The 22,194-nt window shown below is 65.8% G+C and carries 19 protein-coding genes, 1 tRNA gene and 1 pseudogene; 6 read left to right on the top strand and 15 right to left on the bottom strand.

Annotation, left to right across the window (positions count from 1 at the left end; all coding sequences use genetic code 11):
* The first annotated feature begins 99 nt into the window (after positions 1-99).
* Entirely contained in the window at positions 100-1,377 is a 1,278-nt protein-coding gene (locus FCG67_RS19010; RefSeq protein WP_425467860.1) for a YibE/F family protein, read from the top strand.
* A 45-nt stretch (positions 1,378-1,422) separates the two neighbouring features.
* On the opposite strand, the gene FCG67_RS19005 is transcribed toward FCG67_RS19010, so the two are convergent.
* The 5 genes from FCG67_RS19005 to FCG67_RS18985 all read right to left on the bottom strand — a co-directional run bounded on the left by FCG67_RS19005 (position 1,423) and on the right by FCG67_RS18985 (position 6,860).
* Complete coding sequence (locus FCG67_RS19005) at positions 1,423-2,706, bottom strand: DUF7159 family protein (protein ID WP_136911244.1); 1,284 nt, start codon at positions 2,704-2,706, stop codon at positions 1,423-1,425.
* A 148-nt stretch (positions 2,707-2,854) separates the two neighbouring features.
* On the bottom strand, positions 2,855-4,177 hold the full coding sequence (locus FCG67_RS19000) for a UDP-glucose dehydrogenase family protein (protein ID WP_136911243.1): 1,323 nt from the start codon (positions 4,175-4,177) through the stop codon (positions 2,855-2,857).
* A gap of 99 nt (positions 4,178-4,276) precedes the next feature.
* Positions 4,277-4,792, bottom strand: coding sequence for a hypothetical protein (locus tag FCG67_RS18995; protein ID WP_136911242.1), 516 nt, complete (start codon positions 4,790-4,792; stop codon positions 4,277-4,279).
* Positions 4,793-4,836: 44 nt separating this feature from the next.
* Positions 4,837-6,555, bottom strand: coding sequence for an alpha/beta hydrolase (locus FCG67_RS18990; protein WP_136911241.1), 1,719 nt, complete (start codon positions 6,553-6,555; stop codon positions 4,837-4,839).
* On the bottom strand, positions 6,555-6,860 hold the full coding sequence (locus FCG67_RS18985) for a hypothetical protein (RefSeq protein ID WP_136911240.1): 306 nt from the start codon (positions 6,858-6,860) through the stop codon (positions 6,555-6,557). Before FCG67_RS18985 ends, FCG67_RS18990 begins: the two co-directional genes overlap by 1 nt.
* A 226-nt stretch (positions 6,861-7,086) precedes the next feature.
* Between FCG67_RS18985 and FCG67_RS18980 the strand changes: the two genes are divergently transcribed.
* Positions 7,087-8,376, top strand: a complete 1,290-nt coding sequence (locus tag FCG67_RS18980) for an acyl-CoA dehydrogenase family protein (RefSeq protein ID WP_136911239.1) — start codon at positions 7,087-7,089, stop codon at positions 8,374-8,376.
* A gap of 50 nt (positions 8,377-8,426) precedes the next feature.
* Here the strand turns inward: FCG67_RS18980 and dcd are convergent, their stop codons facing one another.
* The gene (gene dcd, locus FCG67_RS18975; protein ID WP_077040403.1) at positions 8,427-9,005 is read right to left on the bottom strand and encodes a dCTP deaminase; all 579 of its coding nucleotides are present in this window, start codon (positions 9,003-9,005) and stop codon (positions 8,427-8,429) included.
* Positions 9,006-9,082: 77 nt separating this feature from the next.
* Between dcd and FCG67_RS18970 the strand changes: the two genes are divergently transcribed.
* Positions 9,083-9,156: transfer RNA gene (locus tag FCG67_RS18970), tRNA-Gly, on the top strand.
* 1,455 nt (positions 9,157-10,611) lie between these two features.
* Here FCG67_RS18970 and FCG67_RS18965 read toward each other — a convergent pair.
* From FCG67_RS18965 to FCG67_RS18950, 5 genes and pseudogenes are all read right to left on the bottom strand, one after another.
* Positions 10,612-10,809, bottom strand: coding sequence for a hypothetical protein (locus tag FCG67_RS18965; RefSeq protein ID WP_136911238.1), 198 nt, complete (start codon positions 10,807-10,809; stop codon positions 10,612-10,614).
* A 66-nt stretch (positions 10,810-10,875) separates the two neighbouring features.
* Positions 10,876-11,022: pseudogene (locus FCG67_RS25730) on the bottom strand (transposase); the annotation flags it as partial.
* 46 nt (positions 11,023-11,068) lie between these two features.
* Complete coding sequence (locus FCG67_RS18960; RefSeq protein ID WP_246045164.1) at positions 11,069-11,836, bottom strand: ABC transporter permease; 768 nt, start codon at positions 11,834-11,836, stop codon at positions 11,069-11,071.
* Between the two features lie 38 nt (positions 11,837-11,874).
* Entirely contained in the window at positions 11,875-12,810 is a 936-nt protein-coding gene (locus FCG67_RS18955; RefSeq protein ID WP_169310564.1) for an ABC transporter ATP-binding protein, read from the bottom strand.
* 310 nt (positions 12,811-13,120) lie between these two features.
* Positions 13,121-14,095, bottom strand: a complete 975-nt coding sequence (locus FCG67_RS18950; RefSeq protein ID WP_136911235.1) for a bacteriocin fulvocin C-related protein — start codon at positions 14,093-14,095, stop codon at positions 13,121-13,123.
* 1,022 nt (positions 14,096-15,117) lie between these two features.
* On the opposite strand from FCG67_RS18950, the gene FCG67_RS18945 reads away from it, so the two are divergent.
* The gene (locus tag FCG67_RS18945; RefSeq protein WP_136911234.1) at positions 15,118-16,497 is read left to right on the top strand and encodes a hypothetical protein; all 1,380 of its coding nucleotides are present in this window, start codon (positions 15,118-15,120) and stop codon (positions 16,495-16,497) included.
* A 50-nt stretch (positions 16,498-16,547) separates the two neighbouring features.
* Here FCG67_RS18945 and FCG67_RS18940 read toward each other — a convergent pair whose 3' ends face one another.
* The gene (locus FCG67_RS18940; RefSeq protein ID WP_136911233.1) at positions 16,548-16,865 is read right to left on the bottom strand and encodes a hypothetical protein; all 318 of its coding nucleotides are present in this window, start codon (positions 16,863-16,865) and stop codon (positions 16,548-16,550) included.
* Between the two features lie 26 nt (positions 16,866-16,891).
* Here FCG67_RS18940 and FCG67_RS18935 point away from each other — a divergent pair, with 26 nt between their 5' ends.
* Together FCG67_RS18935 and FCG67_RS18930 are read left to right on the top strand one after the other, a co-directional pair.
* Positions 16,892-17,509, top strand: a complete 618-nt coding sequence (locus FCG67_RS18935) for a DUF2975 domain-containing protein (RefSeq protein WP_136911232.1) — start codon at positions 16,892-16,894, stop codon at positions 17,507-17,509.
* Positions 17,509-17,757, top strand: a complete 249-nt coding sequence (locus tag FCG67_RS18930; protein WP_136911231.1) for a helix-turn-helix domain-containing protein — start codon at positions 17,509-17,511, stop codon at positions 17,755-17,757. Before FCG67_RS18935 ends, FCG67_RS18930 begins: the two co-directional genes overlap by 1 nt.
* 1,084 nt (positions 17,758-18,841) lie before the next feature.
* Here FCG67_RS18930 and FCG67_RS18920 read toward each other — a convergent pair.
* From FCG67_RS18920 to FCG67_RS18910, 3 genes are all read right to left on the bottom strand, one after another.
* Positions 18,842-19,180 (bottom strand): hypothetical protein, encoded by a 339-nt coding sequence (locus tag FCG67_RS18920; RefSeq protein ID WP_136911230.1) that lies wholly within the window; start codon positions 19,178-19,180, stop codon positions 18,842-18,844.
* A gap of 389 nt (positions 19,181-19,569) precedes the next feature.
* Positions 19,570-19,806, bottom strand: a complete 237-nt coding sequence (locus tag FCG67_RS18915) for a hypothetical protein (RefSeq protein WP_136911229.1) — start codon at positions 19,804-19,806, stop codon at positions 19,570-19,572.
* Positions 19,807-20,509: 703 nt separating this feature from the next.
* On the bottom strand, positions 20,510-20,968 hold the full coding sequence (locus FCG67_RS18910; protein WP_136911228.1) for a hypothetical protein: 459 nt from the start codon (positions 20,966-20,968) through the stop codon (positions 20,510-20,512).
* Between the last annotated feature and the right edge of the window lie 1,226 nt (positions 20,969-22,194).

The following is a 22,194-nucleotide window of genomic DNA, read 5'->3' as shown; positions in this document are numbered from 1 at the left end:
GCGGGCGACCCTTCCGGCCACCCGAGGTCGGTACCCTGGCCGGATGCGTCGACAGGGCCGCGCGGCCACCACCCGGGCGAGCAGGCCAACGTGACAGAGCTGCGAAACGGCCACGGACATGGACACGGCCACGGCCACAGCGGGCCGATCCCGGTCGGCCCGGTCGCGGCCCGCGTGGTCGTCGGACTGCTCGTCGCGATCGGCATCGCGGTGCTGGCCGGCGCGGTCATCCTCTGGCCGAGCAGCCGCAGCATCGACATCCCGCTGCCCTTCCAGACCTCCGGCGGTGGCGCCGTGGTCACCGAGGCGGGCACCGTCACGCTGCAGGACATCGGGCCGTGCGGAAGCGCCTCCGCCGGTAGGCCCTTCACGGGTACGCCGCAGCCTCCGCCGAACGACTCCTACCACTGCCAGCGCAGCCTCATCGACATCGAATCCGGCCCGAACGAGGGCACTACGACGCTGCTGGAGATCGGGCCCGGCCCCGGGCAGCCGGATCTGCGTGTCGGGGACAGCATCCGGCTCGTACGCCAGACCGATCCGTCCGGCGCCACCATGTACTCCTTCGAGGACTTCGCCCGCGGGCTGCCACTGCTGCTGATCGTCGCGGCGTTCGTGATCGTCATCGCCGCGGTCGCCCGCTGGCGGGGCGTGCGCGCCCTGCTCGGGCTCCTCGTCGCCTTCGGCGTGCTCGTCGGGTTCATGCTGCCCGCCCTGCTCGACGGCCAGCCCGCGATCCCGGTCGCCCTCGTCGGCGGCGCCGCCATCCTCTACGCGGTGCTGTACCTGGCGCACGGGGTGAGCCTGCGGACCAGTTCGGCGCTGCTCGGCACGCTGGCGTCGATGCTGCTGGCCGCGCTGCTGTCGTGGGTCACGATCGAGATGACGCACCTGACGGGGCTGTCCGAGGAACAGAACACGAACGTGCAGACCTACATCGAGCACGTGAGCATCACCGGCCTGCTCTTCGCCGGGTTCATCATCGGCTCGCTTGGTGTGCTCAACGACGTCACCATCACCCAGGCCTCGACGGCGTTCGAGCTCGCGGGCATCGAGCGCGAGGCCACCCGCCGCCAGATCTTCGGCTCCGCGATGCGCGTGGGCCGTGACCACATCGCCAGCACCGTTTACACCCTGGTGCTGGCCTACGCCGGCGGCGCGCTGCCGCTGCTGCTGCTCTTCAGCGTCGCCGGCCGTTCGATCAACGACGTGCTGCTCGGTGACGCGGTCGCGATCGAGATCGTGCGCTCCTCGGTCGGTGGCATCGCCTTGGCCCTGTCCGTCCCGCTCACCACGGCGATCGCGGTGATGCTGGCCCGCCCGCCGCGGTCGGGCGGCGCGGTCACGGGGCGGTCGGGGGGAAGACACGCGCGCTGACGCCCCGGCCGGGGCGCCGCCTCGCGGCCTGCTCGGCGTCCGGCGTCAGCGGACCATTCCCGGCGGCAGCTCGACGCCCGGCGGCACCTCGATCTGGATGGGGTCCGGCAGGTTCAGGTAGCGCCGCGGCGGCGGGCCAGGAACCGGCGGCGCCGGGTTCGCCGATGACGACTCTGCGGCGGGCGGCGACGCAGGGGCACGCGAGGGCGTCGACGGCGGCGGTGTCGTCGTGGTGGTGGTCGGGGGCGCCGACGTCGTGGACGGCGTCTCACGGTCCTCGGTCACGGCCGTGGCGCGGCCCTCGCCCTGGGTGGTGTTGGCACCGTCGCGCCCCATGGACAGGCCGATACCGGCGACGACGACCAGACCGGCGGCCGCAGCCCCCGCGATCGCGAGCTGACGCTTGGACGCGCCGCGGGTCCGGCGCGGGCTCGGGGCATCGGTGCCGATCCGCTGGGGCTCCGGCACCGAGACCGGTGTCGCCAGCATGGCCGCGCCCTGGGCCGTCACCATCTCCGGTTCGGCGGGCACCACCGTCGGAAGGTTGAGCCAGGTGCGCAGGATGGACTGCACGAGCGGGATGTGCGCGCCGCCGCCGAGCAGGACCACCGCATCGGGATAGCGGCCGGACGCCGCGATCACCCCGCGGGCGAACCGCGCCGAGCCCTCGACGGGCACCACGATCATCGATTCGAAGGTCTCCCGGGAGAGCAGGATCAACCCGGCCTCGCTCGGCACGGCGATCGCCTCGCTGGCCGAGAGCTGCTCCTTCGCGAAGCGGCACCGATCGTTGAACGCGGTCGCCTCGTCGGCGCCCACCGGCGAGACGATGCCCTGCGCGCCCGCCTGGTGTTCGCTGATCAGCCAGTCGAAGTAGTCGCCCGCGATCTCGGTGCTGCGCTCGGTGGCCAGCACCTCCCCGGACGCCCGGTCCACCACGCTGACGGTCAGGCCGGAGCTGCCCAGGTCGTAGAGGACCAGCGTCCGGTAGTCGTAGATCTCCCCGGTGGCCTCCAGCCGGACGATCGCGGCTGTGCTCGCGGGGATCAAGTGGTAGTTGTGCAGGCGCTGACGCGCCATGGCCTGCTGCAGCGCGTCGGCCTGGCGCTGCGTGGCGTACGCGACCCCGGTGGCGCCGACGGTCTCGCCGCCCTGCGCGAGCAGCACCCCGATGGACTGGGCGGCCGTCTCCTCGGCGCGGTGCGGCACCGTCGCGATGACCTGCCGCTGGAACGCCTCGACCCCACCCGGTCCGCGACGGGAGGCGACGTCGGGACGCGCCATCCGCACGGCACTGGACCCCACCGACACACCCAGAACCGCACTCATCGAGCCGCCTTAAATCGGGGTTGCACGCAGCCGACGCTCGAATCGCGCGCACTTGGACCACGTGAGCATAACGAACGAGTGTCCAGTAGCACCCTCCGCGCGGAGATGCCCTGGACGACGATCTGGCCGACTGGCCGGCACACGCCCCTCAGCTGCGGCCGAGGCCCCGGTAGGTCCACCCGGCGGACGCCCACTCAGCGGGATCGAGGCAGTTGCGGCCGTCGATGAGCACCTTCGATCGCACGGTCTCCGCCAGGTCCGCGGGACGCAGCGCCTTGAACTCGTCCCACTCGGTGGCCAGCAGCACCGCATCGGCGTTGTCGCACGCCTCCTCGACCGAGGTGGCGTAGTTCAGCGTCGGGAACAGCCGGCGGGAGTTGTCGAGTGCCTTGGGGTCGAACACGCTCACCACCGCGCCGTGCAGCTGCATCATCCCCGCCACGTTGAGGGCGGGCGAGTCCCGGACGTCGTCGGACTCCGGTTTGAACGCCGCACCGAGGACCGCGATGTTCGCGCCGAGCAACGACCCGCCGCAGGCCCTGGTCGCCAGCTCGACCATCTTGGTCCGGCGACGCATGTTGATGCTGTCCACCTCGCGCAGGAAGGTCAGCGCCTGATCGGCGCCGAGTTCGCCCGCCCGCGCCATGAACGCCCGGATGTCCTTCGGCAGGCACCCGCCGCCGAAGCCCAGTCCCGCATTGAGGAAGCGGCGCCCGATCCGGGCGTCGTAGCCGAGCGCGTCCGCGAGCTGCGTGACGTCCGCGCCGGTCGCCTCGCACACCTCGGAGATCGCGTTGATGAAGGAGATCTTGGTCGCGAGGAAGGCGTTCGCGGACACCTTCACCAGCTCCGCGGTCGGCAGGTCGGTGAGCAGGAACGGCACCTCGTCCTCGATCAGGCGCGCGTACAGGCGACGGATCAGCGCCTCGGCGCGCCCGGGGCGGGCGGGGTCGACCCCGAGCACCAGGCGGTCCGGCCGCAGGGTGTCCTCGACGGCGAAGCCCTCGCGCAGGAACTCGGGGTTCCACGCGACCTCGACCTCCGCGCCTGCCGGCGCGAGTTCGCGGGCCCGCGCCCCCAGTTCGGCCGCGGTGCCGACGGGGACGGTCGACTTGCCGACGATCACCGCCGGCCGGTCCAGCAGCGGGGCAAGGGTGTCGATCACCGAGTGCACGTGCCGCAGGTCGGCGCCGTACTCGCCCTTCTTCTGCGGGGTCCCCACGCCGAGGAAGTGCAGGTCCGCGAACGCGGCGGCGTCGGGGTAGGAGGTGGTGAAGTGCAACCGACCGGCGTCGATGTTCCGCTTGAGGACCTGCGCGAGGCCCGGTTCGTAGAACGGCACCTCTCCCCCGGAGAGCTTGGCCACCTTGCCCGGGTCGATGTCGACCCCGAGCACCTCGTGTCCCAACTCGGCCATGCAGGCGGCGTGCGTGGCTCCGAGATAGCCGGTTCCGAAAACGGTGCAGCGCATAGGTAGTTGATAGGCGCCAAGGGTTAGCGCAGCGGATACCCGGCGCAAGTGTCTCGGCAACAGCAGGTGTACATCCGGCGACGGCGGCCGAGCGGTCGGTCAGGGCCGGTCGATGACCTCGGGTTGGTCGGCGGCGCCCGCGTTGGCACGCGGGAAGCAGGCGGAGGTACCCGAGACCGACAGGCTGCCCCGGCCGTTGTCGTGGGCGACGATCGCGGATCCGTCGGGCATGGTCGCGACCGCGGTCCGGCCCCCGCCCGTCGATCGACGGACGAGTGGACGGTCGAGCCCCTCCCAGTGGGCGGCGATCGCATCCAGGTTCTGGGCGGCGCCGCCCTCCGGGATCCCGCTCACCCAGTAGTTGAGGGTGAGGAAGACCGGGCCTGCGTCGTCGCCGTCGCTGTCGTCGCAGGGTGTGACGCCGCCGGGGTGGAACGCACCGACAGGCGAACTGGGATGCGCCAGCGTCAAACTGGCGCCCTCGGGCAGCGCGGACAGGGCCTCGCCGAAGTGCTCGACCAGCGCGGCGGACGCGGCGCCCTCGGTCAGTGCGGTGTCCATGTCGGGCTCCTCGTCTGAGCTGCAGGCGGCGGCGAGCAGCACGAGCGCACTCACCGCCAACACCCTTCTCGTGCCGGTTCTCAGTGCGATCCCGGGCCTCACGAGGGCCCTCCCATCCCGGCGATGATCTGTCCCATGCCCTCCAACGACGGATTCCGCAGGTCCCAATACTCGCTGTGGACCCGGGGATTGGCCCCGAGGAGCGGGCCCGGGTCGCCCGGGTTGCTGGCGAACACCCGACCCCCGAAGTCCGGATCGGTCGGATTGGTCCCGTGCACATGCCTGCCGGCCAACGTCGCGTCCCCGAGGTAGGGCACCGGGTCCCAGCGGGCGGCGGTCGAGTACACGTGCGCGCCGACATCACCTGCGTTGACGCCGTCGAGATGCAGTTCCGAGACGTGCTCCGCGTTGACCCCGGGGCTGCCGACGAAGACCAGCTCGTCGACGTCCAGCGATCCGCCGCCGACCGCGGCCGTGCCGATCACGGTGCTTCCGTAGCTGTGACCGACGATCACCTGGTGCGCCACCTGCCCCTGGTGCGCGGCCCGCAGTCCGTCCTGGAAGCTGTCCAGCCGGGGCGCGCCCCGCTCGGCGAACCTGTCGAGCCCGGCCTCGGGGATGCTCTGCGGCGCGTGGTAGCCGTACCAGGTGACGACGGCGGTCGAGGCGAGCGGATCGGCGCGGATCGCGGCGTCGAGCATGCGGGCGGACCGGTCGATGTCGCCCCCGATGCCGGTGAGGTGCGAGCCAGTGCCCGGCACGAAGGTGGCGACGTTGTCGGCGAGGTCGGGGTTGCCGAGGGCGATCGCCGCTCGCCCGTCGCCGTCGATACCCATGAGAAGTCTCGGCGGCGCCGAGCCCGCGTCGAGAGCGCGGTGCACGGCCCCGTACTCGTCAAGTTTCGCCCGGAGCGGCTCGCGTTCGCCCCGCCAGGCGTTGTACTCGGCCCAGGCCTTCCATGCCTTCTCGTCGCGAGAGTTGGACGCCGGCTGGGCGGGCACCTGCTCCCCCGCCGCCCATCCGGGATGCCGCGCGTTCACCGCGTCGAGCGCCGCCGCAGCCCGGGTCTGCAGGTCCTCGAGGTGCATCCGGTTGTAGCGATCCTTGTCGGCGGCCGGGAGGCCGTCCCGGTTGCCGACCTCCCGGTCGTGCGCGAACAGCGCGTACTTCTCTTCGTCGGTCAGGCTCGTCCAGAACTCGTAGAGCTCCGCCGCGCCGGCGGGCAGGGTGGATCGCCCGTCGACGATGTCCCGGACGCGCGGGTCCGGCGCCTGCTCCCCGGGAACCTGATCGAACTCCGCGAGGCAATCGGTCAGCGTGGCGGCGGTGCGACTGTCGGCGAGCGCGACCTCGTCCAGCGCCCGGGTGATGTCGTCGGCGAGCTCCCGGGCCCGGGCATCGAGGACTCGCTGCGCGAGGGCGGTGTCGCCCGCCGCGGCGACGGTCAGTCCCGCCCCGGCCGCGGGCGCGGTGACGGCACCCTCGTCGGACACCGCGAAGCCCTCGCCGAGCGCGCCGTCGATCACCGCGATGGCGTGCGCGGCAGCGGATTCGATGGCCGCCGCACCGCGCCGCAGCGAAGAGGAGGTCTCCAGCAACGCCATCGCGATCCTGTTGCCCGCGGACCGTTCCTCCACCGCGCGGTCCCAGGCACCGCGTGCCGCATCCCCGTGCCAGGTGTCGAGGACACCGTCGACGCCGCGGACCACCAGGGCGATCTGTTCGTCCAGCTCGGCGGCGGCGCGGGCGAGCTCATCGGCGGAACCGTTGAGGCATTGTGGATTCCAGCCCCGAAGCTGGGTGAGCGCGGGACGCATCAGCCGCCCCGGGCCGGGGCGAGCAGGCTCCTGTTCCTGGCCTCGGCGTCGTCGTACCGAGCGGTGTTGGTGGCCGCGATCTGAGACATCACCCGGACCCTCGACCCGATCGCGCGCACGCCGGCCTCGATCCGGTCGGCCCCGGCTGCGTAGGCCGCGGCTGTGGCCGACCCGGCGAGCCCCTCGGCCGCACCCCGGAACGCGGGCGCGGTGTCGATCTTCTCGATGGCCCCGGCCGCCGACTCCAGCGCCCCCGCGAGCCGTGCCAATGCGGCGGTGTCGACCGCCATCTCCCCTGACGTCATGGTTGCCCCCCAGCATTCAATCCACGTCGTTCGCCAGCACCCTAACCCAGTCGACCGCGCGCCAGCGGCGCATTGAGGGACGTAACCTCCGACACATCCCGCTTGAGCGCTAACACGAGGTCGGTACCGATCGATAAGGTTCACGGCGGCGCCCCGGAGGGAGATCGTGCGCCGGCCGAGGTCCAATTCGGGCCCACCGGCATGAGTTCAGGTGATAGGGGGTTCGGTGCCGGCATCCATCCGCATCGGGCAGGACGAGTTCGACACCGAGATTCTCGACCCGACGCGCCGGGATTCGCCCCGCACAGGCATCGGTTCCGCTGCGACAGTGGTGGATTCACACCGCCCGAGCGTTCGGAGCAGGGACACGGTGGCGCCCGTCGGTGACCACCGCGGTCTCGATGAATGCGTGCGGGTCGCCGCCATGTGGGCGGACGAGGTCGATCGCAATGGGCGGTTCCCGGCGGAGTCCGTCGCCGCGCTCAGATCGGCCGGGCTGTTCGGCGCCGCGGTGCCGACCGACCTCGGCGGCGCCGGGCTCTCGCTGACCCGGCTCGCCGCGATCACCCGCGCGCTGGGCCGGTCCTGCGGCTCGTCCGCGATGATCTTCGCGATGCACCAGACGCAGGTGCTCAGCGTCGTCCGGCACGGTCACAGCGCGTCGATGCGCGCACTGCTCGCTGCCATCGCCGAGCACCAGCTGCTGCTCACCTCCGCCACCACCGAGATCGACGTCCGCGGCGGCGTCCGTTCCAGCGGCTGCGCGGTGGAGCACAGGGGTGACCGCGTCCGCCTGGCGAAGACGGCGCCGGTCATCTCGTACGGCGGATACGCCGACGTGGTGCTGGTGACCGCCCGCCGCACCCCGGCCGGCGCGCCGAACGATCAGGTCCTGCTCGCCTGCCCGAGGTCGGAGATGAGGCTGACCCCGGTCGGCACCTGGCACACGATCGGCTTCCGCGGCACCAGGAGTCCCGGCTTCCGCCTGGCCGTCGACACCGGCTCCGGCGCACTGCTCGACGATCCGTACGCGGAGATCTCGACGCAGACGATGCTTCCGGCGGCCCACGTGCTCTGGTCCGCCGCCTGGCTCGGGATCGCCGACGCGGCCCTGCTGAGGGCCAGGCGATCGGTGCAGACGGCCCGACGCCGCTCGGCCGGCCCGGCGCCCCTGAGCGCGATCCGGCTCGCCGAGCTGGTGATCGCGCACCAGCAGCTCGTCGACACGGTCTTCGGGGCGGCGGCCCGGTTCGAGTCCCTCGCGAGAAACCCGGCCGCGCTCTCGACGGTCGGGGTGGCGCTGGAGTTCAGCGCGGTGAAGGCGAGCGCCTCGGCGCTGCTCATCGATCTGGTGGGCCGGGCGCTGACCATCTGCGGGCTCGCCGGGTCCCTGCCGGGTCACGAGCCCGCGATGAGCCGACACCTGCGCGACGCGTACGGGACCGCGGTCATGATCAGCAACGACCGCATCCTGAACCACGACGCGCAGCTCGCCCTCAGCCGCCTGGGACACTAGCCAGGGACCGGCCAATTGCGGTGCGGCCGAACCCATTCGGCGACGCGGGGCTACTGCGTGGGGGACTTCACGAAGTTCAGGTAGGCCTTCGACGGCGTCGGCCCGCGCTGGCCCTGGTACTTCGACCCGACCGCCGCACTGCCGTACGGGTTCTCGGCGGGGCTGGAGAGCCGGATCAGGCAGAGCTGACCGATCTTCATGCCGGGCCAGAGGGTGATCGGCAGGTTCGCGACGTTGGACAGCTCGAGGGTGATGTGCCCGCTGAAGCCCGGGTCGATGAACCCGGCCGTCGAGTGGGTGAGCAGGCCGAGACGGCCGAGGCTGGACTTGCCCTCGAGGCGTCCGGCCAGGTCGTCGGGCAGGGAGCAGAACTCCAGCGTCGAGCCGAGCACGAACTCGCCCGGGTGCAGCACGAACGGCTCCCCCTCCGCCGGCTCGACGAGGCTCGTGAGCTCGTCCTGCTGCTGAGCAGGGTCGATGTGCGTGTACCGGGTGTTGTTGAAGACACGGAACAGTCGGTCCAGGCGAACGTCCACGCTGGACGGCTGAACCATCGAGTCGTCGAACGGATCGATGCCCAGCCGCTGGGTGGAAATTTCGGAACGGATGTCGCGATCGGATAGCAGCACAGCTAGAGGTTAGCGGTCTGCTAGAGTTGCCGCTCGCAGGGTCTTGCACTGCCACATTGGCGGCAAAACCCCTGCATGCCGATGTAGTTCAATGGTAGAACATCAGCTTCCCAAGCTGAATACGCGGGTTCGATTCCCGTCATCGGCTCCAGTCGCCATATCCAGTCTCTCTCCATCTCCATCATCCATTTCCATCCATCCACGCATGCCCCATTGAAGCCGGTTGAGTTCACCTATTGGAACCACGGCCGAAATCGGACCTCTGTTTCCATCGCGACTCCGCCCGAACGGTCGGATTCGGCAGATTCTCGACCTGGTCCCGGCGCGATTCCCACACGGACCGGGCCGAGTCGTGCACTCGTGGCGGCTACGAGGGGTTGTTTCCGCAATGAGGTCGAGGTTGGACAACGGAATCCGTGGATTTCGTTACCGGGGCGTGGGCGCTATCTGCCGGATCCGGCGGTGACTGAGGACTTCTCGTGACGTCCGGAGGCGAAGCGACGCAGTCGTCGGTGTGGTGCGTGTTCCGGTTCCAGCTCGCCGAGGTACCGGCCCCATGGGTCGAGGCGGCGCAAATGAGAGATCTCGATTTATGGACGACTACGGCTACGTCCATCGCGGATGTACCAGGCGACCCAGAATATTGGAAAGAACACCCCAGCGACCACGGCTGTGGAGATTCTTCCAACTCGTCGAAACTCGCCAATTACCGTCATTGAACCAAAGGTGAGATAGATCACGATAGCCACCAAGGTGGTCGCCCAGGCCAGAGTCACGGCTTCCGCTTCCAAAGAGGATGATGTTTGATTCGGGTTGGATCCGGCAATAATACAACGTGCGGCTCTCTGAGCTGTGGGGTGATGCGGCGTTTTGTGACAAAGACGGCATCACCCACGTATCGGGCCCAGTGGTTATACGTTTCCGCAGGCGGTACCCCGATCCGTATACCAGCCGAAGCCGTGATCTTCCCATAGTCGGGCACAAACGGTTCCATGGCCAACTCCATCACGGATTGCTGTTGGCCCCGAGGTTGTCGGTCCGTCGATCATGAAGCCTGGGCCCCACATCTGGATATGGCCCCAGATCCCCCAGCCGCAATGAGTGTTCTGGCCACCTACTGCATGAAATCCGATATTGCCAGTGGTGAGCCAGAGAATGGCGCATCCGCCTTCGTTCGCTCCACCGAATGGCGCCATTCCTGGAGGAAGTGGAGGCGGCTGGTTGAACTGTTGCTCAGCAATCGTTCCTGGATCTGCAGGATTTTCGATTGGGCTAGCTCCTGCAACCCCCGTCGAGAGAAACAACGCGGCCATAGAAATAGCCGCAAGGATCAGTTTCCGCATTGGCTCTACCCTTCTGTCACCAGTTGAAAGCCTGCGGCAATCAGAGTAGGACGATCGTCCAGTCTTCTGGGCTCATTCGCGCGAGTAATTAGAAGTCCTTCGTTGTTAGTTGTGCCTCAGATCCAGTAAATGTGCGGTCGACAGGTACTGAGCCCGGCGAAAATCAGGGACTAGACATTGTCTATACGGGGCGGGCCGTGGCTCCGCTACTCGCACGACACATTGCTACAACTGTCGGACGGTGAACGTGAGCTCAGCCCGTGTTAGCGAATGCACTCGGCATCCAGCGCGGCGGTGAGTAGCGCCGCGCACATGGCTTCAAGCTCGTGAACAGAGTGGACCCCGAGCTCGTCGTCGCCGCGCTCGGGATCGAAATGCGTCAGATCAGGCTTCGTCGCTCCGAGCATGTAGCAGAACACATGCTTGTCGAAGGCATGTCTGGGCAAAATGGTGTCAACCACCGCGAGAAGAACCGGACCGTTGTCAGTGAACGTGGCAACTGTGACACCGTCTGCGCGAAGTTCTCAGCGGTGCAGGCATCCTTCCGAAATTCCGAAGTCCTTCGCGATCTGTCGCAGCGGGGCCTCGTCCCGGCGGGCGACGGCGATGACATCGCGGCGGAACTCCTCGGGGAACGCTTTAGTCCACGGGTGAGTCTGGAAAAGGCAGGTCATCGATCCTGCTTAAGGGCACCGCTCGGACCAGGATGTGGGGCGGCGCCTATGCGTCGCGTTTTGTGATCACGATCGACGCAGTTGCAGTGAGGACCGTGGCGATCACAACGATGTATGCGAACGCCCACCAACCCGAAAGGGCCGCGACGGTTTCGGGAAAACCAGGGTTGCGGTCGAGCAGGAATTGCATGGCCATCCTGAAGGGCAGCCACGGCTCGATGGCGGATCCGACAACGGGGATCGTAGTGACGCCGTACTCGATCAGCACTGGGTAGAGCACGATAAGCGCTACCGCGGCGACGGTGTTCCTGATGAGCATCCCGACTGCGACGGCCATTGCTGCACCGACCACGTAGATCAGTCCGACCCCCGCGACGGCGCGCAACTGCGCACCGGTGGCGATGGACTCGACGCCGCTGGGATTGACGAGCTTGGCAGTTCCGTAAGCGAGCCAGGCAGTGCCTTCGCCGATCAGCGCTGCCAGAAGGCAAACAGCAGCCGACTTGGCGAAAATCACCATGCTCCGATTGGGGGCTACCAGGAGAGTGAGTTTGATTGTTCCAGTACGGTATTCGGTGGTTGCCGCGAGGGCCGCCATGATCATTATGATCACGAAGCCGGGCGCGCATCCGGCTACCGTGTTGATGGCGGATGCCGGCATGCTGTCCGTCGATGCGGACATGTCGAGATCGGTTGCTAGGCGGTCGATGTATGCCAACACTAGGGCCAAGCCGACTGCCAGGGCCAAAATCACCGCACCGCACCGCCGCGTCGATCGCATAGAGATGAGTTTGACGAGTTCAGCGGCAAGCATGTGCACCAATTCCGTTCCTGAGGTCTCGCACTCGCTTTTCAGTCACATACCGTCGTGCCGTCGGCACTGCTAATCAGATTCGCGAACGCGTCCTCCAGTGAGCTGTTAGACGTCGCGACTTCCGAGAGTTCGAGTTCATGTACCGCGGCGATCGTCCCCACCTCGCGGCGGTTGGTGGCCGCGACCAACAGGCTCGGTGCCTGCTCTGTCTCAGACTCGACGTGCAGGTCGGGGCTGCTGAACGTTGGGATTCCCTTGGCGCGCAGTGCGTCGTCGAGCTTCGACAGTTGCGGTGATCGCACCTTCAACATGTCCCCACCTGCCTGTGCGATGAACTCGTCGGTCGTGCACTGCGTGACGAGGCGGCCGTGATGGACGATCACCAGGTCGTCGGCGAGTATCGCGATCTCAGGGACTGAACGGCCGGACACCAGTACCGTGCGGCCGTCGCGAGCGAACCTTGCCAGCATCCCTCGGATCCATGCGACATCACCTGGCCCGCGATCGTCGAATGGCGCGTCAGCCATCACCACGGATGGGTCTCCGAGAAGCGCCGCCGCTACGCCGAGCCGTTGCAGCATCCCATCGGAGAAGCTGTCGATCCGCTCGTCCGCCGCGTACGCCAGGTCGACCTGCTCCAATACGGCGTCTACACGTCGCAGGGAGACCCTGCCGGCCAGTGCCACCCAGCGTAGATGCGTGCGGGCAGACCGATATGGATATATCCAGCCTGCATCGAGCACCGCCCCCACCTCCGTCGACGGTCGCTCCAGGTCCCGCAATGGGCGTCCGCCGATGAGCGCGTGGCCGCTGGTGGGGTGGTCGAGTCCCAGCAACATCCGCAGGGTGGCCGTTTTCCCTGCCCCACTGCGGCCAAGGAGCGCGGTGACCCGACCCGCTCGCGCAGTGAACGACAAGTCATCGACAGCACGCGTTGACCCGTACCGTTTGGTCAATCGGTACGCCTCGATCACCGCTGCCTCCCCCATCATGCAGACCGCCCTCCTCCGCCCCAGATCTCGCAGACCCATGTGCCCATTCTCGAGACAATGAGCCCGTCCCCGCCCGCGGTAGCCTCGTCAAGAGCCGCTTCACCAAAACACCTGAGGCGGTTGCGGCTCAAAACCATACCGAATGTAGCGCCGAGGTTGCCCTACTACTTGGGGCCGTGGACCGCAGCGGTCGCGCGACCTTTCGGACACTCACCGTGGTAGGCATCGACCCACGGCCCCAAGCGAACCAAGAGGCTCAGGCCTCAACTGTCAACCTGACAACAGATCCAGGCTAGGTACACGTGCCTTTGCATGGGTACAGCATAAATTGTCCACATCCGAGCCAGCTGTTACAGCTACACCAGCATTGCTGGCAGTCCGTACAACAGACACACGGGCCGGGACACCAGTCGCTCACGCATGAACACCCACAACCGGGGTTCCCCCGTGCAGCTTCGCCGTCGGCCGGACCGAGCATGGCGAACAGTGCCCTCCCCTCGTCTATCCCGAAGGCGTCGATCGCTGCCACACGCAGCTCGTCTAGCTCACGGTGAAGATCGTCGCGCATGGGACCATCGACAAAGGTCGACGGCTGGCCGGCGAGCTTCTGCGCGGATTCCAGCACTCGGCTCTGGTCGTCGGTCAAGTCCGGATGAGATTCCTTGTACCGCTGGAGCTGTGCAATCCACATCTCGCTCCGGTTCTCCGCGGGGAGTGCACGGTAGATCGCCTTACGGTGCGCCACATCAAAGTTGAGAAGCTCGTCATAACTCTGCGGTAACCGATCGAGATTCTCACTTACCCAGAGGTCTTCCGCCGCAGGCGCCGGTGCAGCAAGTGCTGGGAGACGACCAAACAGGACCAATCCACTTGCCACTGCGCCGCTGACCGCGACCTGACGGAGAAAGCGCTTCCGGCTGATATGGCCTTCTGCCGGCTCAGTGGGTGCCGAAGCCGGCTCGTTGATCTGCCCGATAGCCTTCAGCACCCGCAGCGAGGACCGCAAGCCGATGGCTCGCACCAACTGAATGGCCATCGACCGGCCAGTCCACGCGCGAATAGTGCCGCCGCGCAACAAGAAGAGCGTAGGAGCCCACGGAGGGTTTTCCCCGTAAACCGTGTTACGCCACTGCTCAACCTCTGCATCACTCAACGGCAACACCTCGAGCTGGTGGTCGCAAGCATGCGCCACCTTGCTGGACGTACTTTGACACACACCGCACGAGGAATCGAAGGCAAGCACCCAACGGGTGTCAGCATCACTCATGCGGCCATCACCGTCGCCCAGACGGCAAACTGCTCGTTCAAAATCTCGTTCACTTGTCCCTCCCTGTTACGGGACAGACCAGACGCGGAGCCCTGGCCTGTCCTCCCCACTGCTCAATTGAGCGGACGTGAACCGTCCCGGGTTTGATGCACACGTTGGTTACTTGTGTGCATCAAACCCGGGACGGTTCATACTCGTACTCGATCGCGCCGCCGACGTTGAAGTTGCCGATCATGCGCGCGCTTTGAGCCATCCCCGACATCGGGGTGGCAACCCCAAGCCCATGGCGAGCGTGAGCGCAGCAGCCACAGCTGCCCGCCCCCGTCTTTCAAATCGCCACTCGTGAACACCCCTTCACTGTGCGAAATCAGCCATGGTTACGGCTGATTGGCGGCCAACAGTACGGGTCCCCAACGAACAATGCGTGTCAATCTCCCGCATGTCGTCACAACGAAATCAGGGATAATCCACACGGGATACTTGTAAATCGGCCCGCGTGGGCATTCGACGTTTCTCATTTCACTACACGGCTTCTGCGGCGCGTAGGTTCGCCGCGACGCGCAGCTGCATGCCCCCATCAGCGCACCGAGAGGGCTGGGCGGTCACCCGCGCCTCGGCTGCGCTCAGCACGACATTCGCAGACTCGTCGAACCCAAAGGGGTTCAACTACTTTGATGGAATCATTCGACATGCCCGCAGTCGGCAAAGCGACCCGGCGTTCCGTGGCCCCTTCCCACATCTCGACAACGTGAGGCCGGCACATTGCGGTCTAGCTACGCCTCCTGCAAATCAGCCCAGGGAACCTGGGCCCTCGGACGTCATACGACATGAACCCTGGAACTCATCCAGATCTGTGTGCTCTGGAGCCGATGAGCAAGGTATAGCGGCGGATTCCGAAGCCACGAAAGTACCCGCGGTGCACCGTCAGCCGGTCCTGGTCCAGACGTCTGGACAAGACCTCGCTGCCAGGCCCACTCGGCCCTTTCGCGGACGCAACGGCCCGAAGCGGACACTATGGTCGCATGCATCGCACCTCCCCAACTCGCGTCGCGATCGGCTTTGCCGTGGCGGCCCTCACTGCCACGACCCTGCTCGTACCCGCGCCGAGCCTGGCCGCCACTCCGGTTGCTTCGAACTCCAGCCCTAGCCAGCAGGCGTCCTCCGCTGCGGCGTTCGTCGACTCGATCGGCGTCAATGTCCACCTGCACTACACCGACACCACCTATGACCGATACGACGACATCATCAAGCCCAGGCTGCTCGAGCTGGGGGTGAAGAACCTTCGTGACGGGATCTATACCTATCCGGCAGCTAGCGCCAGTTCGACCTACTATCAGCGCCTGCGCGACCTCGCTCAGTCCGGCATGAAGTTCAACCTGCTTTCCTCCATGCAGACACCTTGGGGCCAAGCCACCGACTTCAACAAGCTGGCCGATGTCGTTGCATGGTCCGGCGGAAAGGACGCCGTCAGAACACTCGAAGGCGTCAACGAACCAGATGCACAAAATGTCTCAGACTGGGCGGCAAGGACGCGCACCGTTCAGGAGCAACTGGCCTCAACGGTGCGGTCTACTCCGACCCTGAATGGCGTCGAAATAGTCGGGCCCTCGTTGACCAAGACCGAATCCACGCGGGCCCTAGGCGATCTGAGCAGCCTTACCGACTACGGCAACATTCACTACTACCCGTCCGACAGAAACCCAGAGACGCAAGGATGGGGCTCGAACGGCTATGGGAGCCTGCTCTGGAACCTCAACTACATCGCACGACCCGTCACAACGCAGCGGCCGGTGATAAGCACCGAGACCGGCTACTACAACAGCCCCACATCTGACTCAGGCATGAGCCGAACAGCTGCGGCCACCTACATCCCGCGACTCCTTCTCGGCAGCTACGACGCGGGGATCAGGCGAGCCTTCTTGTACGAGTTGGTCGACCAGAAGGCCAATCCGAACGACAAGGAGGCGAACTTCGGGCTGCTCGACTCCACGGGTAAGCCGAAGGAGTCCTTCACGGCTCTTCAGGGCCTGATTCGCCTTCTGTCCGACCCACAGGGGGCGAACTTCCAGCCGGGCCGGCTCGACTACTCGCTCGCAACTCAAGCGCGCGACATCCAGACCTCGCTGCTACAAAAGTCTGACGGCACATTCTTCTTGGCTGTCTGGCGCGCTGCACCCGTGTGGGACGTCAACGCTGATCGCGAGCTGCAGGTGCCAGCTGCACCCCTAAAAGTGACTCTGCCGGAAGGGTCGACGGCGCGCGCCGTTCACGAGCTTGGACAAGACGGGCTCATTAGAACCCGGTCCTTGTCCGGCAGTCAGGCCGATCTACAGGTAGGACCGACCGTGCAACTGGTCGAGATTGGGACGTCCGCGCCGCAGTGGCCGTCGACGGGTTCATGAGCTACGACAGCTGGTTAGTTGTGCGGGGCGCGAGCTGACGGCGGCTTCGCCTACGGGGCTTTCGATGCCGATCCGATACCGGCGGCCGTGCCGTCACCGGCCTCGGGATCATCCGACTGCTGCCCGCGCATTTTGATCAGGTCCTCGTACGTGAACGGCGTTCCCACGACGGCATTCAGGTTGTGGAGTTCCGGGCCGAACGCAGATGCCCGCGCGAGGTTCTCGATCGGCGTGACGGACTTTGTGTCGGTGACCGTGACCGGACGGACGAGGGGGTTGCCCGGCAGAATCAGATGGCCACGCTCGGGGTCGACGAGAGTGCTCGGCGCGCAACATATCGATATTCGATGTATCGTTCTTCGATACATCGAGCGCGCACACCCGGAGGATTGAAATGACCACGATTCACACGTACCGACCCAGCAGAAGCGACATCGTGGGCATGTGGGCCTTCCTCGGCGCCGGAGTGGTGATCGCCGGTGGGGCCGTCGCCGCCGCAGTTCTCCGCATCATCGAGGTACTGCCCAATCATGATGTGCAGGTGGGCGCCCGGTTCTCTGGCACCGTCGCCGAGGCGCCGATCGGCCCCGACGGCACAGCGCTGCCGGTGATGCTGGATCGCGCGACGATCACGGCCGAGTCACTTCCCACCGCGTCACTCGTCGCCCTCGTGATCGAGCAGGTCGCTGCAGCCCTCACGATCGTCGTCGTCGTCACCTGCCTCGTGATCCTGAGTCGCTCGGTCATGCGCGGCCAGGTGTTCAGCCGCCGCAACACGCGACTCGTGACGACCGCCGGCTTCACCGGCCTCATCGGCTTCGCAGCGGTGCCCTTCTTCGGCAACATGGCCGCCAACGGCGCCTTCGCGGGCCTCAGCGACGGCACCTTCGACAACGTCGTGATGTCGGTCGACCTGACACCGCTCATCCTCATCGCGTTCATCGCCGCCATGGCCGGCGTCGTGTTCGCAATCGGCGACCGCCTGCAGCGCGACACCGAGGGCCTCGTCTGATGGCGCCGGCGGAGCCCGACGAGGCATCCGATGTGCACTGCAGGCTCGACGAACTGCTCGCCGCCCGCGGCATGACGCTCGCACGACTCGCCGAACTCGTCGGCGTCACCGTGGTCAACCTCAGCGTGCTGAAGAACGACCGCGCACGCGCCATCCGCTTCTCGACGCTGCAGGTGGTCTGCGAGGTGCTCGACTGCGAGATCGGAGAACTGCTCGTGCTCCGGCGCAGTCGACCGGAGGCTACTTGACGGGAACCGTGACGGCCGGGTCGGTGCCCGAATCGACGTCGACCGCGTCGGCGTCAGCCTCGGTCGGCACCCCGAGGAAGTGGATGGCGGGTCGCACCCCGACAACAGGAACACCGACGGGCCACGCCGAGCACTTCAGCGATCTCAGACATCGATGTGCCTTCGGCACGCATCTTCTTCGCCTGGCGCTTCTTCGCCACGGTCAGGGACACTGGCCTGCCTCCAACGCGACCGCGGCCAGTTACAGCGACTTCGCCCTGCTGTCCGCAAACTGTTACCCGCACCTCGGGGACGAGGCCCCGCGCCTGTTGCCGGCAGCGTCAGCGCTTAGTGGGCTACCTTCCCCGCTAGCTAGAACCCCGAGTAGACCCCTTGGCTTAGAACACATCTGAGCCAAAGGGCCTACTGCAACTTGAGCGTCTCGAAGCACGGGTCACTGAGGAATCCGGATGCAAGGCGCTCGCCGCGACAAGCGAAGATCGAGTACTCGGCGTCGATCCCAGTCGCGAAGCACTAGGAATGGTCTTCAGGCGAGAGTGCCCGATCGACACCTGATCGCCCACCTGGCTGCCCCAACAACCCGGAACCCATCCAGATTTGTGTGATCAGGGACCCTCGTTAAGTGTGATCACGGACTGGTCAACCTATCCAATCCGCACGCAGCCCAGCACGCTCCGCCATTGGTGACCACTCCTCCATTCTCTCCATCCATCCATATCCTGACCGCGCGCGCGTCCATCTTTCTCTCTCCAGCGCTCCATCCATGCGCGTCCATCGCACTCCATGGCGTCGGCAGGCTCTGCGGCGCGCCATCCAGTCTGGGAGAGCCGTGACGGTCAACGCTCCGCTGATCGCCGCTCGTCAGAAGAACTCCGGGATCGGATCATTGTCACCATCCACGCTGGAGCAAGGACCAACACCAGCGTCCAGCCAGCAATTGCCATACCCGGCACATCAACGAAGGCGGCGCACAACACGCACAGCGTGATCATCGCGCCAAACAGTGGCGACAAGCGTCGACCATCCAATGACATCCTGCAAGGCTGCCACAGCGTCGGTAGCGCCCTCCCCGTTTCCCGCTCTTTCAATCTTCTCTACTCCTGCATTTGAACCAGATCCACAGCGACGATGCTGCGCCGATCAGGCCGGCGATGGCGAGTGCTGATGGGCCCCATTCGATGACGAGAGTCGAGGCGTGAGTGCCCGTAGCGGGGAAGGTCAGTTCACAGCGCGACGCGACGATGACGACCCAGGCTTTCTGGAAGTTCGCTGGGGAGGCCACCACTGGATCGCCACCGGCCAGCATCGATGGCGGGATGATCGGCTGCGAGATGCACACTTCGATTGGGGCATTGACGGAGAACGCAGCGATGTAGACGACGAGGCTGGCCGCGATGCCGAGCAGTGCTAGCGCTTTGCGCATCTGGCGGCTCCCCCTGGTCGTTTGTGGCGCGGCCCCTACTCGCCGCCGCTGGTGGGTGCCGGGTCGTTCATTGCTCTGAACACCGGAAGCGGCGCGCCCCGGTGCGCGATGTTGTGTCTAGTTGATGCGCAGAACGATGAAGGACATGACCGCCGCGAAGGTCAGGATGGGGACGCTCCAGGCGAGGTGTGCTCGTTGGTAGCGAACCCAGGTTCGGGCGATCTCCGTGAAAGTCATTCCCCGCCAGCTGGATTGATGCATTCTAATTTCCCCCTCATCTGCTGCTGATCGCCACCGTATCCCGTTGCCACCGGCACCGTGGAACGACCTCTACTCCGGAGCGGTGTGGTCAAGATGACTGACCCCACCGGCGTCACTCTCTTCGCCCATTACTGCTTTTCGGAGCAGGCCGTTCCACCGCAGAACAAGAAGCGCTCCCCAACTGACCAAATCGAAACAGCCACCACGAGGATCAACACGGCGCTCCACCATGGAAAGCCCAGCAGGATCGAAACGAACCCGGCAACGAACATGGTCACGCTCGTCGCCCACATCCAGTAGCGATGAGGGCTACCCAGCTCGAGGCTTTCCTGCTCGATCATGTTCATAGGTTCGATGTCATCCACGATCGACTCCTTCAAGCGCCCGAGCCCCAACTAGCAGTTCTCCGGCCCGACACCCGACCACGAGTACGTCACGCTGGCACCCTAGTCAACGCCTGCTCGCGAAGCCTGGGTAAGCCCTACCCGTCTAGGTGATCATCCTCGTCCCGCATCTCGACAACGGGAGGGCAGCACAGGCGTTCTGGCAACACTCCTGCGTGTCAGGCCAGGGAACCTGGGCCCAACGGACTTCAACCGACATGAACCCTGGAACTCATCCAGATTTGTGTGATCTGGAGCCGTTCTTAAGTGTGATTTCCGACTGGTCAACCTATCCAGTTCGCATGCAGCCCAGTCCGCTCCGCCATTGGTGAACACCCCTCCACCCATCTCCCTCTCTGTTCTGCTTCGGCAAAGTCCTCTACGGATGGGCGGGTCAGCACGATGCCGTGGCCGGGAGGTGCACCGTCAAACAGCGTGACGCTCGACGTCCGTAGTCGACTGCCCCGCGGGTCCCCCGGGCGCTCGCCGGTCTCCCCCTCACCGGGTTCGGAGACGCCCGAATCGGCTGACTTCGTGACGGTTCTCAGACTCCCGTCATGATCCGTCGCGTCCTCCCGCTTGCTGCGGACCAGTCCCTCGATCTTGCTCCGACATTCGCATTAATAGCCGATCGCTATCGCTGTCGGCAGTCCTGTATCGCGATCATTGAGCAGGACGATCGGTGCTAATCCTGCTGGAAGATGGCGAAGGTGAGGTCGGACGGTTCGACCATCACCGTGAGCCGGTCACCGAACTGCGGTCGCATGCTGCTTGTCGGCACCTCGCAGTCTGTCTCGAACGTGTCAAAACCCGGGCCACTGATACGGACCGTCAGTTCGGCGATGTACTGGCTCTCGTCGCTGCTCCGGATCCGGTTGACGGCCAGGATCTTCAGCGTCCCCGCGATCCCGGCGGCCTGGAATCGCTTTTCGTTCCAACGCCACCGGTAAGTACTGACTGCAATCCCGATTCCGAACGGGAGAGTGAAGACTCCTATCCACAGGCCCGTCGCCAACGAACCGTCGCCCCACCCGGCGATCGGCCCGGCCAAGATGAGACCACCCGCGATCGAATACGTCACCACCCCGGCGACAGGACCGATGAGCTCGACCTGCCGCGGCCCCCTCGCGTTCTTGTTGGACACCTCGACACCCTATGTGTGACATCACGTACATTGCACCGTTCGTTGCGGGCTGATCCGATCCCTCATCGCAAGGAACGGTCGTGAATCTGGTGTCCTGTATGACGATCGCCAACGCGGACGGCCCTCTCGACTTCCCCCAGTAAATCCGACCTCAACCAGAGGCCGGCTGCAGGTGTCCCGGTAGCCCGTCCTGCATCTCAGTCCGGGAGAGCTGGCCTATACGTGACTCGAGCGCACACGGACTGACAAAATCTGGAACTCTTCCAGATTTGTGTGATCCGGAGCCCTCCTTAAGTGTGATTACCGACCGGTAGACCTATCCAATCCGCATGCCGCCCACCACGCTCCGCCATTGGTGAACACCCCTCCACGTCATCCACCATCCATGCCGCCGGCCGTCCATCGCGCCGCGCCGCGCGCGCCATCCACGCGTGCGCGCGCGACCCGACCCGACCCGACCAGCGCTCCACGACCGACCAGATGGAAAACAAGGTCCCGTCGATCCATATGGCGCCCGTACTCTGTCGAGATGCCCCTCGCGAAGTCCGCTCTACAACAACGGCCTGCTCTCATCGTGTCGTGTGTGCTCGTGATCGCGGCCCTGGGGATTGGCGCCTATTTCCTGTTCTTCTCGGGCGGATCAACATACCCGCGAGAAATTGAGTTGAACGGTCGGCAATACGTCAGCGGAGACACCAGTCGAACTGTGTCGCAGCTGCCTGGTGTTGCAATCCATGAAAGAGAGGGTCGCCCGTTTGCCGTCGTAACGCATATCGGCTCACCCGGGTGGGACGTTTACGCGGTGAGCGGGCCAGACACCCCAACCGTCCTCTACCTGGCTGTACAGCCAGGTGAATATCTTCCATACGCACTGCAGGGCGGGCCGTAAGGGATCTCCCCGCAAGGCATTTCGTCGACACGGCACCGATCACTCAAACCGGCACCTCGACCGTGCGGCTGGCAGTCGCGCCGATCTGGAAATACTCCAGATTTGTGTGATCAGGAACCCCCGCTAAGTGTGATCACCGACTGGTCAACCTACTCAATCCCCATGCAGCCCAGCGCGCTCCGCCATTGGTGAACGCCCTTCCATCCATTCGATCCACCATTCCATGGCCTCCATCCACGGCCGCGGTCCAGCACTCCATTCTCCATCCATCAGACCCCATGCGCCCATCCACACACGCGCGCGTCCAGTCATCCAGTCCGCACGCACTTCCATGTGG

The organism is Rhodococcus oryzae, from assembly GCF_005049235.1.
Classification (GTDB): domain Bacteria; phylum Actinomycetota; class Actinomycetes; order Mycobacteriales; family Mycobacteriaceae; genus Rhodococcus_G; species Rhodococcus_G oryzae.
The sequence above is the reverse complement of the archived record's forward strand: the minus strand, read 5'-3'. Positions and strand labels throughout refer to the sequence as shown.